Below are 1,157 nucleotides of genomic sequence, written 5' to 3'. Positions count from 1 at the left end.
TCACCCAGACAATCGCTACGAATTAAAAGGATGCTTAGTCGAACGAGAAAAGCCGCTGCCTCTCAAATTTGCGGTTCAAGATCCTGAACGTTATACCAGTCAAAATATCAGTACGTTACTCAAGCAATTAGGTATTGAGCTCAAAGGCAAAATTAAGATTGGTTCAGCGCCACAGAAACAACGTAAATTGATGGCATTACATCAATCAAAGCCGCTATCCGATTTACTTGATGACATGCTCAAGCATTCTGACAATTTGATCGCAGATACATTAACGAAAACATTGGGTGCGAAATTTTTTGTTCAACCCGGAAGTTTTACCAATGGTACAGAAGCGATCAAACAGATCATTTTCGCCAACACTGGCATCGATATCCGTAACGCACGCTTGGAAGATGGATCGGGCCTTTCAAGAAACAACCGTATTTCTGCGACCAAAATGGCGGAAATCCTACGTTATATCTGGAAAAACGAAAAAACACTGAAGCTGATTGCCATCATGCCTAAATCAGGCGAATCGGGTACGCTGCAATACCGCCAAAGCATGCGGAATGCCCCAATTAAAGGTCAACTGATTGCGAAGAGTGGTTCATTGTACGGAACCTACAACATGGCGGGTTATGGTTTAGATAAAAATGGCCAGCCGAATACTATTTTCGTCCAGTTTGTCTCAGACTACTTCCCAGAAAAAAGGGACGATAACAAACCTGTCATCGCCCCTATTACGCATTTTGAGCAGTTATTTTACCGTGACATCGTGAATTTTAGTCAGGCGATACCTAAGAAGTAATTCACCACAGTAAAGTAAATCCACATACCTGATATATCAACGATTGATGCAAGCACAGGGCTCACCAATACGGCTGGGTCTAGCTTGCAAGCACGGGCTATTATTGGCAACAAACCGCCAAGCGTTGTGGAAATTGAGACTTGAATAAACAAAGCAACGGCGATTGCAAGCGCGATGTCTGTCAGTTCAAAGCCCCCCGTAGATTGGCCGGCACTAAAAAGCATAATGCGTCCAACCATAACTATTGCAATCGCTAATGCGAGACACAGCGCTACGCGACCTTCTTTCCAAAGTACTGCTAACCACTGACGCTTTTTAAGCTCACCTGTGTCTAATGCACGAATGACCAATGTGGCCGCTTGAGTAC

The 1,157-nt window shown here is 44.0% G+C and carries 2 protein-coding genes; one reads left to right on the top strand and one right to left on the bottom strand.

Features of this window, described 5'->3' with window-relative positions; all coding sequences use genetic code 11:
* A partial coding sequence (dacB, locus tag R7P35_RS25480; RefSeq protein ID WP_318093198.1) for a D-alanyl-D-alanine carboxypeptidase/D-alanyl-D-alanine-endopeptidase occupies positions 1 to 790 on the top strand: 790 nt, incomplete at its 5' end.
* Here dacB and R7P35_RS25475 read toward each other — a convergent pair.
* On the bottom strand, positions 769 to 1,157 hold a 389-nt coding region (locus R7P35_RS25475), incomplete at its 5' end, for a magnesium transporter (RefSeq protein WP_318093196.1). The genes dacB and R7P35_RS25475 overlap by 22 nt on opposite strands.

Origin of the sequence: Vibrio sp. Vb0304, from assembly GCF_033338995.1 — a bacterium.
Taxonomy (GTDB): domain Bacteria; phylum Pseudomonadota; class Gammaproteobacteria; order Enterobacterales; family Vibrionaceae; genus Vibrio; species Vibrio alginolyticus.
Note: the sequence above shows the minus strand (reverse complement) of the source record. Positions and strands in the feature narration are given on the sequence as shown.